Consider the following 13,474-nt stretch of genomic DNA (forward strand, 5'->3'; position numbering starts at 1 on the left):
CGCCCCCCGCGCCGCAAGGCCCCTGCCACCGTGACGCGAAAAGGGCGGTGTCGCCACCGCCCTCCTCCGGTCCACCAATCCTCACGAAACCAGTTCGCTGTCCCAGTAGAGATAGTCGACCCAGCTTTCATGCAGATAGTTGTGCGGATAATGCCGGCTCGTCTCCAGGAGTTCCCAGGGCGAAGGCCTCGCCGGCTTGCGCAGGGGCTTCATGTCCATGCGATCCGCCTTGCGGGCGTTGCAGTCGCCGCAGGCCGCCACGATGTTCTCCCACGAGGTCGCGCCGCCCTTGGAGCGGGGAACCACATGCTCGAACTGCAAATCGCGCGCCTGGAAGCCATCGCCGCAATATTGGCAGGTGAAGCCATCGCGCAGGAACAGGTTGAAGCGGGTGAACGGCACCATGCGCTCCACCTTCTGGTAGTCGCGCAGGGCAACGACCGAGGGCAGGCGCATCGTCGTCGACGGGCTGCGCACCACGGCATCATATTCCGCCACCACGCTCACGCGGTCGAGAAAAACGGCCCGCAGCGCATCCTGCCACGACAGCAGCGAGAGCGGGAAATACCGCAAGGGTCTGAAATCGGCATTTAAAATCAAAGCGGGGTGGGACGACATGACTACCTCAACGCTCGAACTCCGGGGATTGGGCACTGGTTTGAGGAATGGATGACCGGTTATCCGGCCGGCGGCTGGTTTTCGCTGTCTGACTCCCGGCCAGCCCCGTTGGCTGGTCTAGCTGGACAGTTGTCCGGCAACGAAAAGACGGAATGATGACAGTAGAATGATGTGCACGCAGCTCTGCGCGATACGAGCATCTGCAGAGTTTCCCGGCGAGGCCTATTGAGGGCCGCGCTGGGAAACTCTGCGTGGACAGGCATGCACGCATGCCCGGGCATGCGCACATGCCGCTTGCTTCGGATTGTTTGGAGTGTGCCGCGCGCGTACATACCCTCCTGCCATCAAGGCGGAGGGGACTGCCCTGCCGCCGGTTCAGATTCTCGTGTGATCCAGCGCCAGTCGGGCGACGATCATACGGTTCGTATTCGACAATTCGCTGCCGCCACCTTTGCCCAAGCTGCAGATAGGCATGCCCATGCTCGGCACCAGGGCCGGCAATTGGGAGGCGTCATCCGCAAACGCAAAGATGTTGAAACTGGTCGGCAACGGCATGTCCGGTTCTTGAAGGAAGGGGCCCATCCCCTTCTCCATGACTAGGCTTATGCCGCCCGAAAACGACAAAAATCAAGCGCGAAAGCACCAATCACTCGCGAAAACAGCAAAAATTTCGAGAGAATTCGGCTCTTTTCCGATGAGCCTGATCCAATCAGATAATATCTTATACATGCAGATAAGATCTGGAGGATTCGCGGCATCGGCTCCTTCCGCCTGCGATGTGGCTTGTGTTTCGCGCAGCGCGATTCAGCTATGCGAAACTATATGTTGTCTCTCCCTACTTTTGCCATTTCGTCGGAACAAAAGCCTGCCTATAAATATCCAAGCGTCATGACCGGCGTCGAGTCGGCCACAATTTTGGCCCGCCCTTTGGGACGGGCCTTGTCATGAATTGCCTGCTCCCATGTCCGAAGTGACCGCCGGCCTGATGCCTCGAATGGCACGGCCCAATTTCAGAACCACCGCGCTGATCATTGCCAGCGCCATGTTTATGGAACAGCTCGACGCCACCATCCTGGCGACCGCCCTGCCCACCATGGCAAACTCCTTCGACGTCTCGCCGGCCCATATGAGCATCGCGCTGACGTCCTATCTGCTCAGCCTGGCAGTGCTGATCCCCGCCAGCGGCAAGATCGCCGACCGCTATGGTGCCCGCAGCGTATTTTCCATCGCCATCGCCGTGTTCATGCTCGGCTCGATCCTGTGCGCCTGGGCACCGACCCTGCCCGTCCTCGTCGCCGCGCGGCTGCTGCAGGGCGCGGGCGGCGCGATGATGGTGCCGGTCGGCCGTCTGGTGCTGCTGCGTACCGTCGACAAATCGGACCTCGTCTCCGCCATGGGCTGGCTGCTGGTGCCGGCGCTGATCGGCCCGATCCTCGGCCCGCCAGTCGGCGGCTTCATCGTCACCTTCCTCGACTGGCGCTGGATCTTCTACATCAACATCCCGATCGGCCTGCTCGGGCTGGTGCTGACCCAGATCTTCATTCCCAACATGAAGGAGGACAAGCGCGAGCCCTTCGACATGAAAGGCTTCGTGCTCTCGGGTGTTTCGCTCGCCTGCCTGCTGTTCGGCTTTGAAATGACCAGCCGCGGCAGCGCCGAGGAAGCGCCGCTCGCCATCGCACTGCTGGTGATCGGCGTCGTCAGCGGCGCTGTTTACATCGTCCATGCCCGCAAACCACGCGACTTCGCCCCGATCCTTGATCTGACGCTGATGCGGGTGCGCACCTTCCGCGTCTCGCTGGTCGCCGGCTCGCTCTCGCGCATCACGCAAGGCGCCCAGCCCTTCCTGTTGCCGCTGATGATGCAGATCGGCTTCGGCATGTCGGCAGTGGAGAGTGGCCTGCTTACCTTCGCCACCGCCTGCGGCTCCATGCTGATGAAGGCGGCAGCCAAGCCGATCCTCAAGCGGTTCGGCTTTCGCACCACGTTGATCTGGAACAGCCTGTTTTCCAGCCTGCTCTATGCGGCCTGCGCCCTGTTCCGTCCCGACTGGCCGCATTGGGCCATCTTCGCCGTGCTGCTGGTCTGCGGCTTCTCGATGTCGCTGCAGTTCACCGCCTACAACACCGTCTGCTACGATGACATTCCGCCAACCCGCACATCATCGGCCAACAGCTTCTACACCACCTTCCAGCAGTTGATGCTGTCCTTCGGCATCTGCGCCGGCGCCCTCGCTCTGACCGGCTCCAAGCTGGTGCTGGGGCACGAACACGCCACGTTGACCGATTTCTCGATGGCGTTCCTGTTCGTCACCGCTATTTCACTGTTGGCTTCGCCGGTGAGCGCCAAGCTGCCGCATAATGCCGGGGCATCGATGAGCGGCCATCGCAATCGGCACGAGGCAGAGCAGGCGACCTGAGCGCTACGACGGCCGGTCCTCAGGCCACCGGGCTTTAGCGCCGATAAGGCTCGAGGGCATTGAGCCCTAGGAGTTCCGTCAGCCTGGCGCCGTCACTGACGCGCCGGAACCACCCGGGTGCCATCCAGGGCGCGTCGCCATCGACATTGGGAGCGCCGCGCCCAGCCACGACATCCTCGATCCAGAGCGTCCTCGTCTCCAGCGAAATGCGCGTGAAATCGGTGCTATTGGGCACGCCGGCATGCGCATGCGCACTGGAAAAGGCGATTATCTCGCCCGGCTCGATCACCACCGGCTCGACCGCTCCGACATCCACCGGTGCGCTCAGATGCGGAATGGCATCATCGGCATCGACGGCATGGCGGCCCGCGATCCTGGAGCGGGCCAGTACGGCCTCGAGATCGAAGGAGGCGCTGGTATTGGGTACCGCCCGGGTCCACAGATCCGGATAGATTGCAAAGGTGCGCCCGGCCGTGATCGGATAGATCGGCGCCCACCAATTGGTCTGCGCATAGAGGTTGGAGCCCCAGGTGTCGCGGTGGAAGGCGATGGTGGCGGTGCTGCGCGCCCTCGGCAGGTTCACAGCGGGGGCCTGATGAGGCTGGAAGCGAAGATGCAGCCGGTCACGGGCGAGTTTCTCCGGATCGAGCCCGAGCGTCGCGAAGACCTCGCCCCACAGGCGCTTGACCTCCGCGGATTGGACGAACGCCTTCTGCAGCCGGGAAAACTCCTCGACCTGCCTGTCATGGGGCAGATGGCGATGAATCTCGGTCGGCTGATGCGGATGGAAAGCATCTTCCAGCAGGCCGCGCGTGAAGGCCACCAATGCCTGCATCGGCATCAGTCCGGCGAAACGGGCAATCTCACCGGCATAGATGTGGTCATGTAAATCGCGCGGCGATATGGGAGCGGCGAAGGACGAATACATGCGGCGAGCCCAGCTGTTTCAGTCGATTGAGCATTTGCTCTTGGAGAGGCCCGCCATTCTGACCCATTGCAACCGGAAGAGGCAACCGGGTCCCTTCAGGTCTGCCGAGCCAGGCGCGGCGGCTCTTGCAGGATCTCGTCCGGCGGCACCAGGCGCCCCTCCTCCGCCTTGTTGATATATTGGCTTGCCACCAGCACCCCCTTGATCGGGCGCAGGATCGGGATGCAGGAGAGCAGCAGGAAGGGCAGCGTGGTGACGAAATGCACCCAGAGCGGCGGCTCGAAGCTCAGTTCCATCCACATGCCGAAGCCGGTGGCCGGAAAAGCCATGGTCATCATCACGAAGAAGGCCGGCCCATCCGCCGGATCGGCGAAAGAATAATCGAGCCCGCAGGCGTTGCATTTGGGAGCGATCGTCAGGAAGCCGTTGAAGAGCTTGCCCTGTCCGCACCGCGGGCAGCGGCCACGCATGCCGCAGCGCCAGATCGATTGAGAGGCTGCCGATTGTTCTTCCATCGAAGAGCTCCTTCGTCCGCATCAAATGTATGGATTGATATTCCATACAAATATCGCTATCCTGTCTATAAGAATCAGGAGATCGGCCTTTAAAAATCAAAATCCTAGGATTTTCTCGGACGATCAGCACATTCTTTGTATTATTGTAGGCATACAAATGCAAGACAATTCGCCTGCGGCATTCTGGCTCCCCGCCGAACTGGCCCGCGATGCGCCTAAATATCTCGCCATTGCCCAGGCACTCTCGGCAGATATCCGCTCAGGACGCCTGGCACCGGGCGTGCAATTGCCGCCGCAGCGCCAGCTCGCCAAGGCGCTGGGTGTCGATCTCACCACGGTGACGCGGGCCTTCAACGAGGTTCGCCGTGCCGGACTCGTGGAGGGCAACACCAAGCGAGGCACCATCGTCAGCCTTGCCAGGATCGTGCCTCCCCGCGTGATCGTCGACGAACCCCGCTCGGCCGAGGCGATGGCCCTGATCGATCTAAGCATGAACATGCCGCCCCAGCCGGCCGAGGCCGGGCTGCGCGAGGCCATCGCCGAAGGCATCGCCACCGTCCTCGCCTCGCCCCATGCGCTGGCGCGGCTGCATTATCAGGACAATGCCGGCATTCCCGGCGACCGTGCGGCCGGTGCACGCTTCCTGGCGCCCCGCCTCGGGCCGGTCGCACCCGAGCGGCTGGTGGTGACCTCCGGCTCGCAAGCCGCCCTCTTTGCCGTGGTCTCGGCCCTGCTCGAGCCGGGCTCCGTGCTGGCGGCGCCTGAAGTCACCTATCCCGGCCTACGCTCGGTGGCCGCCCGCTGCGGCGTGAGGCTGGCATCGGTGCGGACCGACGAGGATGGCCTGCTTCCCGACGCGTTCGAAGAACTCTGCCGAACGAGCCGGCCGAGGGCGCTCTATTGCGTACCGACGCTCGACAACCCGACCACCGCGACCTTGTCCGCCGAGCGCCGGCAGGCCCTGGTCGCCATCGCACGCAAGCACGACATCGCCTTCATCGAGGACGACGCCTATGGCGCCCTGCCCGAGCAGAGCCCGCCTCCGCTCGCAGCCCTCGCTCCCGAGCGGAGCTGGCATGTCGCCACACTGTCAAAATGCGCGACGCCCGCGCTGAGATTGGCCTATGTCGTCACGCCGGGCCAGGCCGAGGCGCTCGAAATCACCGCCCAGACCCGGATCATCAATTTGATGGCGCCACCTCTGATGGCTGGCTTGGCGACCGCCTGGATCAAGGACGGCACGATGGCGCGCCTGACTGCCGCCATCCGCCGTGAGAACCACGCGCGCCAGACGGTCGCCGCGACGGCGCTGAACGGCTTCGCCTATCGCGCGGCCTCCGATGCACAGCATCTCTGGCTCAGCCTGCCTTCAGCCTGGGTCGGTGCCGATCTCAGCGCGGTCGCCCGCAAGGCCGGACTCGCTTTGGTCGGCAGCGCTGCCTTCGCCGTCGGCGCCCCGCCACCAGCCCTGCGCATCTCGCTCGGTGCGGCGCCGAGCCAGGATGCCCTGCGCCAGGGCCTCAACACGCTGGCAGCCCTGCTTTCGGTACCGCCGGAGGGTGTGCCGGGCATCGTATGATTGCAGCGTTCCCGGTCCACGAGGCCGCCCGGTATCGTCATGGACACGGTCACTCGCGCCGTCTTTCTGCCGATGGCCGCGGCTAACGAACTGCACAATCGCGCGAACGGGACAATCCGGGCTCGGATGTAAAGGGTTTGGTTACCAAGATTGGGCAAAGATTTGCGGGTCGATCGGCGGATCGATGACGCGAGGCGTTTCCCCTCGCCAGCAACCGCATTCAGTACCCAACCGAAGGTCCTCGCGCCGCAAGGCCGCCTGGCCGTCCGGAAGTGAGTAACATGACCCACGCCCGTTCTCCCGGCAGCCATGTCCGAGGCCGAAGGCCTCGCCGGAACACCGCCGGCTGGATGGCACTTGCGGGCCTTTGTTTCGGAGCGACCGCCGCGGCCTGGACAGCGATCGCGTTGGTGGCGCCCTCGATGGTCTCGGCCTCCAGGCCTGCCCATCTCCAACTACGCGCCGAAGATCCCTTCGCCCCCAAGGCTCTGGTGCAGGCAGGCGTGCTCCGGCCGGCGCCCCGCCCCACGGAACACGAGACTCCGGTCGCCGCTGCCGAACCCGCCCCCGACAACACCGGCCCCGAAATCGCGGAGGGCGTGCGTCTGCCCGCCCCGGGCGGACGCGTTCACCCGGCCTCACCCGTGCTGGCCAGCCTGATGTCCTTTGCCCCGGATGCCGACGGCACGCACGAGGCCCTTCCCGTCATTCGTTCCGTACAGACGGTCGCGGCCCTGCCTTCGCCGCCAGCGGAGCAGGTGGCGCCGGATGTCGTCGTCACCGGCAGCCTGCCCGAAGCCTCTGCCGAAGCCCTGCCCCTGCCACCGATCCGCCCGACCGGTGACGGCCAAATCGATGGCAGCCAGATTGACAGTCGTTTTGCCGAAGGCGATCCAGCCGATCTGGTGCCGCTACCGCCCACCCGTCCGGCCATCCCCCTGACAGCCCTCGCCTCCATTGCCCCCGATGAGGGACGTCCTCTCGACCGCCCCACCATCGAAGCGCCGCTGTCTCGGCCGGTGGCCGGCAATCACACCGCGGTCTATGACATCTCCGCCCGCACGGTCTATCTGCCCGGCGGCGAACGCCTGGAAGCCCATTCCGGCCTCGGGCCATTCCTCGACGATCCCGGCTCGGTGCATGTGAAGAACCGGGGCGCCACGCCGCCCCAGACCTATGACCTCAGGCCCCGCGAAGCCCTGTTTCATGGCGTTGCCGCGCTGCGCATGATCCCTGCCGGCGGATCCGGTACCGTCCTCGGCCGCGACGGCCTGCTGGCGCACACCTACATGCTCGGACCGCGCGGCGATTCGAACGGTTGCGTATCCTTCAAGGACTATGCTCGCTTCCTGCGCGCCTATCGCAACGGCGAGGTCAACAGGCTGGTGGTCGTCACCGGAAACGGCAAGGCCAGCAGCCAGATTGCCTCGCGCAACAAGAGCCGCTGGTGGTTTGCCTCCGGCCGCTGATCGCATCGAAGCACTTTGCGGCGTGAGGAAAGCCCCTCCGCAAAGATGCGTTCAAACAAAGGAGCGTTTACGCTCAAGCGCTTTTTGCTTTAGGATCGTAGCCTGTCATTCAATCTGACAGATCCGGCTCGCGCCTTGGCTGCGGCAGCCGAGTAGCCGCATCGTATTGACGACGGTGCCGCAATATTCGCGGCAGGCCGCCTGTCGCGCTACACAGGCATTATCACATCCGGCGCGGAAGTCCTTCCGATCGGGGCCTACTTCCAACAGCTTCTATCCTGTTGGATCATAGCTGCAATCAATAGAACGAAGTCAATTCTTCGAGTGCATGCTGGCCAAGGGAGACCGGAACGCTGCACTCCTTCGCCCGAGGCTCTCGAAAGCGCCGCGGCGCATCACTCGCTACGCCATGTCTGTCCGCCATTGCCTGCGCCCCCGCGCGGACGATGAGCAGCAGGCCAAGTACCCGTTTTGCATGCGGGCTTCCCCCGCATGGGCTGACAGGCCGTCGTGGCATCGCCTCGCGCTCGTCTGGTCCGGGAATTGCATCCGATAAGAACGCGTGAAGGAGGAAACCGGCTTGAGTTCAACATCCATCGGCACCGCTGCCCCTGCCTTGCAGCGCCCCGAAGACGAGAATCTGGGCATCGGCGCCAACCTGGCCTATGGCCTGCAGCATGTCCTGACCATGTATGGCGGCATCGTTGCCGTCCCCCTGATCGTCGGCCAGGCGGCCGGCCTGGCGCCTGAAGAAGTCGGCATGCTGATCACCGCCTCGCTGTTCGCGGGCGGTCTTGCTACCATCCTGCAGACCTTGGGACTGCCCCTTTTCGGCTGCCGCCTGCCCCTCGTGCAGGGCGTCTCCTTTGCCGGTGTCGCCACCATGGTTGCCATCGTCGTCAGCCCCACCGGTGGCGGCCTGCCGGCCGTGCTCGGCGCGGTGATGGCGGCCTCCCTGCTCGGCCTTCTGATCACGCCGATCTTCTCCAAGATCACGCAGTTCTTCCCGCCTCTGGTCACCGGCATCGTGATCACCACCATCGGCCTGACGCTGATGCCGGTGGCGGCACGCTGGGCGATGGGCGGCAATCCCAAGGCTCCCGATTTCGGCAGCGTGCCCAATATCGCGCTTGCCGGCGCCACGCTCGGCACCGTGCTGCTCCTGAGCAAACTCGGCAACGCCGCTATTTCGCGCCTGTCGATCCTGCTCTCCATGGTGATCGGCACGGCAATCGCCATGGCCTTCGGCATGACCGACTTCTCCAAGGTTGCCAGCGGCCCCACCGCGGCCCTGCCCAGCCTGTTCCATTTCGGTTGGCCGACCTTCGGCGTCGCCGCCACCGTCTCGATGTTCATCGTCATCATCGTAACCCTGGTGGAGACCTCGGCCGACATCCTGGCCGTGGGTGAGATCATCGGTACCAAGGTCGACTCACGTCGCCTGGGCGATGGCCTGCGCGCCGACATGCTTTCCTCGACCCTGGCGCCGATCTTCGGCTCCTTCACCCAGAGCGCCTTTGCCCAGAATGTCGGCCTGATCGCGGTCACCGGCATCAAGAGCCGTTTCGTGGTGGCCACCGCCGGCTTCATCCTGGTGACACTCGGCCTGCTGCCGGTAATGGGACGGGTGATCGCGGCCGTACCCCCCTCGGTTCTGGGGGGGGCCGGCATCGTGCTCTTCGGCACGGTGGCGGCCAGCGGCATCCGCTCCTTGTCCAAGGTCGACTACGCCAACAACATGAACCTCATCATCGTGGCGACCTCGATCGGGTTCGGCATGATTCCGATCGCCGCCCCGCAGTTCTACGAGCATTTCCCGTCCTGGTTCGTCACCATCTTCCATTCGGGCATCAGCTCGGCCGCCCTGATGGCGATCACGCTGAACCTGGTGTTCAACCATCTACGGGCCGGTAATTCCGATCAGCAGTCCGTGTTCGTAGCCGGCATGGAACGCACCTTGCGCTACCAGGACATCTCGATGCTGCATGAGGGCGACTATTTCCTCGACGGCAAGCTCTACGATGCGAAGGGCAGCGAGGTGAAGGTCGAGGGCCCGGGCCATCACTGATGCCGAGGGCGTAAAGTTTGATCTGTCATTCCCGGCGCCGCCGTAGGCGGCGGGAAGGGGATGACAGGCGCGACTGCCCGGATCGGTCAATCATGATCGCCTCTGGCATGCTCATCCAGCACGGCGGCGATCACCTCCCGGGCCGATCGTTCGGTGGGCAGAATACTGCCGTGCCCACAGCAGATGAGCAGGGCCTTCCAGAGGGCCCAGCCACGGGCGCGGGCCCAGATAGCCTCGTCAAATCCCGCCTCAGCTGCCAGTTTCGCCTTGAAGGCCGCCCGGCTCTCGCCCCGGAGGAAGGTCCAGGCGATCACCAGATCGCAGGCGGGATCGCCGACGGCACTGCTGCCGAAATCGATCACGGCGCTCAGCTTCCCGTTGCGTATCAGCAGGTTGCCGACGGCGATATCGCCATGCACCCAGACGCGAGGCCGTTGCCACCGCGTCGCCAGCGCCCCCTCCCAGACTCGCCCTGCCGCGGCGGCGTCGATTTCGCCCCGTAATTGGTCGAGGCAGCGCCGCGTCTCGGCGTCATAGACGCTCAGCGCCCCGCCACGATAGAAATTGTCCGCACCGGCGGCCGGCCCCTCTGCGGGCGCACGCTGCAGCGCCAGCAGGAACTGCGCGAGGTCGGCCGCGAATCCAACGGGATCGGCGAGATGCTCGAACACCGCCGGCTCACCCTCGATCCAGCGATAGACCGACCAGGGATAGGGATAGCCCTCCGCGGGACGGCCGAGGGCGAGCGGTGCGGGAATCGGCAATGGCAGATGCGAAGCCAGCACGGGCAGAAAGCGCCATTCCTTCTCGACCTGAGGCACATAGGAGGCGGCGGTCGGCAGGCGCACCTTCTTGTCCTCGCCCAGGCGGAAAGTGGTATTGTCCCAGCCATTGCGCTCGACCGGCCGGACCGGCTGATCGGCCCAATCAGGAAACTGGCTATCGACCAGGCGGCGCACCAGTTCGGCTTCGATCGTCAAGCGGCCGGCCATGCGGCATCCTCCCGTTCCACCCAATCGCCGACCTGCACCACTAAGCTGTCCGCGCTGGCTCCACCAGGAAGCGGATCGCCAGGAAGGACAGCCCACCAAGCCCGCCCAGCAGCGCCGTCACCGCCAGGGACAGGCCGGCGCCGATAGAAGTCAGCGCAAAGGCGAAAGCAAAGGGCGCCATCGCCGCCACGATCAGGCGCGCGGCCATCACCTTGCCCTGCAGTGTGCCATAGCCCTCGCTGCCGAACAGAGCCAGAGGCAGGGTGCCGATCACGATGCTGAACAGCCCGTTGCCCAGGCCGAACACCACCGCAAACACCACCGCGCCCGTGGCGGAGGGCGCCGTGAGGGCGAGCAGCGCCACCGAGGCCGGCATCAGCGTCGCCGCGATCAGCGCCAGGGCGATCGACGGCAGGTTACGCCCGAACACCATGTTGACCAGGCGGCTGAGCACCTGGGACGGGCCGAACAACGTACCGATCATCGCTGCCGACGCACCGAGCCCGAGGCCCGACAGCAGCGGGATCATATGGACCAGAATGGCCGCCACCACCAGCGACAGCGCGGCAAAGCCGACGATCATCAGCCGGAAGCCGAGCGGGCGCTGGGCGGGCGCGAGCAGCCCTATCACGGCCGGCTGCTGGCCGATCGTCCTGCCGTCCCGCTTCGACAGGCCGAGGGAGAGCCAGACATACAGGGGAAAACAGACCGCGAGATTGAGCCCGGCAAAGACGAGATAGACACCCTGCCAATTCATGCGCTCATGCAGGGCCGACGTAACGGGCCAGAACACGGTGGAGGCAAAGCCCGCGATCAAGGTGAGATAGGTGATGCTGCGCTGGGCCGCTCGTGGCCGGATCTGCACCAGGAGAGCAAAGGCAGCGCCATAGAGCACCAGATTGGAGGCAATCTCCATCACGATCAGCGCCGCCACGAAACTCACACCGCCGGGCGCCATGGCACAGGCAGCCAGTGACGCCGAAGCGCCGAGGGAACCGACCGCCATCACCCGGCCCGCCCCGATCGCGTCGATCAGCCGGCCGACCCAGGGGGCGGTTGCGCCCCCGATCAGCAGCGCGCCCGAGAGGGCGCCGAACACCCATTCCGTGGTCCAGCCCAGGCCCCGCGCCATGTCGGCGGCCAGGATGCTGAAGCTGTAATAGAGCGTGCCATAACCGATGATCTGGGTGATGCCGAGGGCGATGATGGCCGCAACCGGCGAGCGTTCCGCATGCATGTCTGGATCAGTCGCAATCAGGTCCGACGAGGGGTCACGACTTCGCCGTCTTCCTTGACGAAGGCCGCAACCGGATGGTCGAGCAGGTCGAGTACGGCTTCGGACGGGCGGCACAGGCGCGTGCCGCGCGCCGTCTCGACGATCGGCCGGTTGATCAGGATCGGATGGGCCAGCATGAAGTCGACGATCTCACCGTCGCTCCATTGCGGGTCGCCCAAGCCAAGCTCGGCATAGGGTGTGCCCTTCTCGCGCAGGAGGTCACGCGGCTTCATCGCCATGGCGGCCAGCAGCGCGACGAGCTTCTCCCGCGAGGGTGGCGACGTAAGATAGTCGACCACCACCGGCTCCTCGCCCGACTGACGGATCATTGCGAGGGTATTGCGGGAGGTGCCGCAAGCGGGGTTGTGATAGATGGTGACGCTCATCGCGGGGGCTTTCGATCGGAAGCTAAGAGCCGGCGCCGACGCTGCTCCGACAAAACACCCATCGCATGGGCGCGGCCTATGGCTCAAGGCCCCTGCCCTGCGCCAAGGTGCCGCCGGAAGAAGCGGAGGACCTCAGCGTTGAAGTTCCGATGGAAGGCAATCCGGTCGAAATCCGCCCCGTCCGTGCAGATCTCCGCTTCGCCGAAATCGGCGGCGGCCTTGGCGAGTTCAGCGCTGCAGGGCGCCAGGAAGGCGAAATGCCCCGCCTTGGCGGCAACATGCAGTTCCGGCCGGGCGGTGAGATTGTGCGCCACCGTGTCGGCATCCTTCGGCCCCACGCCATCACCGCCGAACTCGGAGGCCCACAACTGCACGGGAACGGTGACCGGCCGCAGGCCTGCTACGGTGAATTGCGCCCCGAAGGCCGGGTCGGCGATCACCGCTGCCTTGATGCGCGCATCATGCGTCAGCGCCCGGCCGTCGGTGGCATCGACCTCGATCTGTGCGCACCAGCGGTTGCCCGGATAGGTCGGGCAGTGACCAAGGATGAGCCGGAAGTCCGGCGTGCCGCCGATGGCCGCAAGCCCGGTATAGCCGCCCCTGGAAAAGCCGAACACGCCGATCCGCTCCGGCGCGATCCGGGCGGCGCCGGGCCAGCCCGCCAGCATGAAATCGACCAACCGCTTGATGTCGTCGGGGCGTTCCAGCATGGAGGCGATGTCCCCCGGCCGCCTCGTTGCCGAGCGGCCGCTATTCAGGGGATGGTCGACAGCCGCCACGATGAAGCCGGCATCGGCCAGCGCCCGCGCTGTGTCGCGATGACTGACGAAGGAGCCGCCGACCCCGTGCGAGATCACCACGAGCGGCATTTGCATGCCGGCGGGCGGACAATCGCGCACGACCTCCACCACGATGGGGCCGAAGCGGTTCGCGGTGGGGGTGCCGCCGGCGCAGGGATACCAGACGCCGCCGGTGAGCGCCGGCCGGCCGCCATCGGCCGGAATCTCGATCAGGCTCAGGCCAGCCGCCCGGCTACCGGCCGGTGCCAGCAGGCAGAGCAGCGGCAGAAAAGCGAACAGCAGCAGGCGCAGGCGTAATGGGACGGGCGGTCTCATCGGGCTTCTCCGGATCCGGTATCGGGAGAGGCCTGCCTGCTCCGATTGCACCTGCCGGTCGTACCGGATCGCAATCGAGGTCGTACCCGCACGCGATCCGGCCCCGACG

12 protein-coding genes are annotated in these 13,474 nt (G+C 65.2%); 4 read left to right on the plus strand and 8 right to left on the minus strand.

The genetic code is table 11. The features are described from left to right. Positions 1-81: 81 nt before the first annotated feature. Together AB4037_RS10235 and AB4037_RS10240 are read right to left on the minus strand one after the other, a co-directional pair. Entirely contained in the window at positions 82-618 is a 537-nt protein-coding gene (locus tag AB4037_RS10235) for an HNH endonuclease (RefSeq protein WP_434954888.1), read from the minus strand. 375 nt (positions 619-993) lie between these two features. After that, positions 994-1,200, minus strand: coding sequence for a hypothetical protein (locus AB4037_RS10240; RefSeq protein ID WP_434954887.1), 207 nt, complete (start codon positions 1,198-1,200; stop codon positions 994-996). Between the two features lie 379 nt (positions 1,201-1,579). Between AB4037_RS10240 and AB4037_RS10245 the strand changes: the two genes are divergently transcribed. Beyond that, complete coding sequence (locus AB4037_RS10245) at positions 1,580-3,037, plus strand: DHA2 family efflux MFS transporter permease subunit (protein ID WP_434954886.1); 1,458 nt, start codon at positions 1,580-1,582, stop codon at positions 3,035-3,037. Positions 3,038-3,071: 34 nt separating this feature from the next. Here AB4037_RS10245 and AB4037_RS10250 read toward each other — a convergent pair whose 3' ends face one another. Together AB4037_RS10250 and AB4037_RS10255 are read right to left on the minus strand one after the other, a co-directional pair. Next, a complete protein-coding gene (locus tag AB4037_RS10250; protein ID WP_441771435.1) occupies positions 3,072-3,965 on the minus strand; it encodes a hypothetical protein in 894 nt (297 codons plus the stop codon). A 95-nt stretch (positions 3,966-4,060) separates the two neighbouring features. Continuing rightward, positions 4,061-4,480, minus strand: a complete 420-nt coding sequence (locus AB4037_RS10255) for a DUF983 domain-containing protein (RefSeq protein ID WP_434954884.1) — start codon at positions 4,478-4,480, stop codon at positions 4,061-4,063. Positions 4,481-4,637: 157 nt separating this feature from the next. Here AB4037_RS10255 and AB4037_RS10260 point away from each other — a divergent pair, with 157 nt between their 5' ends. The 3 genes from AB4037_RS10260 (at position 4,638) to AB4037_RS10270 (ending at position 9,596) form a co-directional block, all read left to right on the plus strand. After that, entirely contained in the window at positions 4,638-6,059 is a 1,422-nt protein-coding gene (locus AB4037_RS10260; protein ID WP_441771436.1) for an aminotransferase-like domain-containing protein, read from the plus strand. 281 nt (positions 6,060-6,340) lie between these two features. After that, a complete protein-coding gene (locus AB4037_RS10265) occupies positions 6,341-7,528 on the plus strand; it encodes a tlde1 domain-containing protein (RefSeq protein WP_441771437.1) in 1,188 nt (395 codons plus the stop codon). A 580-nt stretch (positions 7,529-8,108) separates the two neighbouring features. After that, positions 8,109-9,596, plus strand: a complete 1,488-nt coding sequence (locus tag AB4037_RS10270) for a nucleobase:cation symporter-2 family protein (protein WP_441771438.1) — start codon at positions 8,109-8,111, stop codon at positions 9,594-9,596. 86 nt (positions 9,597-9,682) lie between these two features. Here AB4037_RS10270 and AB4037_RS10275 read toward each other — a convergent pair whose 3' ends face one another. The 4 genes from AB4037_RS10275 to AB4037_RS10290 form a co-directional block, all read right to left on the minus strand. Continuing rightward, positions 9,683-10,588: an aminoglycoside phosphotransferase family protein gene (locus AB4037_RS10275; RefSeq protein ID WP_441771439.1), complete on the minus strand. Its 906-nt coding sequence runs from the start codon at positions 10,586-10,588 to the stop codon at positions 9,683-9,685. Positions 10,589-10,628: 40 nt separating this feature from the next. Then, positions 10,629-11,825 (minus strand): arsenite efflux MFS transporter ArsK, encoded by a 1,197-nt coding sequence (gene arsK, locus AB4037_RS10280; protein WP_441771440.1) that lies wholly within the window; start codon positions 11,823-11,825, stop codon positions 10,629-10,631. A gap of 17 nt (positions 11,826-11,842) precedes the next feature. Beyond that, positions 11,843-12,250, minus strand: coding sequence for an arsenate reductase (glutaredoxin) (arsC, locus tag AB4037_RS10285; protein WP_434954877.1), 408 nt, complete (start codon positions 12,248-12,250; stop codon positions 11,843-11,845). Positions 12,251-12,333: 83 nt separating this feature from the next. Beyond that, positions 12,334-13,365 (minus strand): alpha/beta hydrolase family protein, encoded by a 1,032-nt coding sequence (locus AB4037_RS10290; protein WP_441771441.1) that lies wholly within the window; start codon positions 13,363-13,365, stop codon positions 12,334-12,336. Positions 13,366-13,474 lie beyond the last annotated feature (109 nt).

The sequence above is a fragment of the Labrys sp. KB_33_2 genome, assembly GCF_052114505.1.
Classification (GTDB): Bacteria; Pseudomonadota; Alphaproteobacteria; order Rhizobiales; family Labraceae; genus Labrys.

What these genes read in the sequence shown, in the direction of transcription:
- AB4037_RS10235 (WP_434954888.1), bottom strand. Translation starts at nt 618, where the DNA reads ATGTCGTCCCACCCCGCTTTGATTTTAAATGCCGATTTCAGACCCTTG.
- AB4037_RS10240 (WP_434954887.1), bottom strand. Translation starts at nt 1,200, where the DNA reads ATGGGCCCCTTCCTTCAAGAACCGGACATGCCGTTGCCGACCAGTTTC.
- AB4037_RS10245 (WP_434954886.1), top strand. Translation starts at nt 1,580, where the DNA reads ATGTCCGAAGTGACCGCCGGCCTGATGCCTCGAATGGCACGGCCCAAT.
- AB4037_RS10250 (WP_441771435.1), bottom strand. Translation starts at nt 3,965, where the DNA reads ATGTATTCGTCCTTCGCCGCTCCCATATCGCCGCGCGATTTACATGAC.
- AB4037_RS10255 (WP_434954884.1), bottom strand. Translation starts at nt 4,480, where the DNA reads ATGGAAGAACAATCGGCAGCCTCTCAATCGATCTGGCGCTGCGGCATG.
- AB4037_RS10260 (WP_441771436.1), top strand. Translation starts at nt 4,638, where the DNA reads ATGCAAGACAATTCGCCTGCGGCATTCTGGCTCCCCGCCGAACTGGCC.
- AB4037_RS10265 (WP_441771437.1), top strand. Translation starts at nt 6,341, where the DNA reads ATGACCCACGCCCGTTCTCCCGGCAGCCATGTCCGAGGCCGAAGGCCT.
- AB4037_RS10275 (WP_441771439.1), bottom strand. Translation starts at nt 10,588, where the DNA reads ATGGCCGGCCGCTTGACGATCGAAGCCGAACTGGTGCGCCGCCTGGTC.
- arsK (WP_441771440.1), bottom strand. Translation starts at nt 11,825, where the DNA reads ATGCATGCGGAACGCTCGCCGGTTGCGGCCATCATCGCCCTCGGCATC.
- arsC (WP_434954877.1), bottom strand. Translation starts at nt 12,250, where the DNA reads ATGAGCGTCACCATCTATCACAACCCCGCTTGCGGCACCTCCCGCAAT.
- AB4037_RS10290 (WP_441771441.1), bottom strand. Translation starts at nt 13,365, where the DNA reads ATGAGACCGCCCGTCCCATTACGCCTGCGCCTGCTGCTGTTCGCTTTT.